At 58.4% G+C, this 582-nt stretch carries 1 protein-coding gene; it reads right to left on the reverse strand.

Going from position 1 to position 582, the window contains the following annotated elements:
• The coding region (locus tag GOB85_RS18955; RefSeq protein ID WP_173578885.1) for an IS3 family transposase at positions 1–582 on the reverse strand (582 nt) is incomplete at both ends.

A 582-nucleotide genomic window follows, 5' to 3' on the forward strand; every position in this document is an offset into this window, starting at 1 on the left:
CCTCATCGGGCGTACGTCCAGCCAGCGCCGTATGCGGACGCCTTTCGTTATAATGGGCGATCCATCTGCCAAGCCCGGCCCTCAGCTCTGATCCGGTCTCGAACGCGTGCAGGTAGACGCATTCATATTTCAGCGACCGCCACAGACGCTCGATGAACACGTTGTCCAGCCATCGCCCACGCCCGTCCATACTGATGCGGATCTGACGCTCTTCCAGTATCCCGGTGAAACGGGGTGTCGTAAATTGCGACCCCTGGTCAGTATTGAAAATGTCCGGGGCGCCATAGCGCATGAGGGCATCCTGTAGCGCCTCGATACAGAACTCCACGTCCATCGTGTTCGACAGACGCCAGGACAGGACCTTGCGCGTGAACCAGTCCATGATCGCCACGAGATAGAGAAATCCCCGTTTCATGGGAATATATGTGATATCGGAACACCAGACCTGGTCAGGCCGATTGATGACCAGATCCCGTAGCAGATATGGATATTTCCGATGCTCCGGATGGGGCACGGTCGTGCGCGGCTTCTGGTAGATCGCCCGCAGGCCCATGATCGCCATGAGCCGCCGGACCCGCTTGC

The organism is Acetobacter fallax (assembly GCF_011516735.1).
GTDB classification, from domain to species: Bacteria; Pseudomonadota; Alphaproteobacteria; order Acetobacterales; family Acetobacteraceae; genus Acetobacter; species Acetobacter fallax.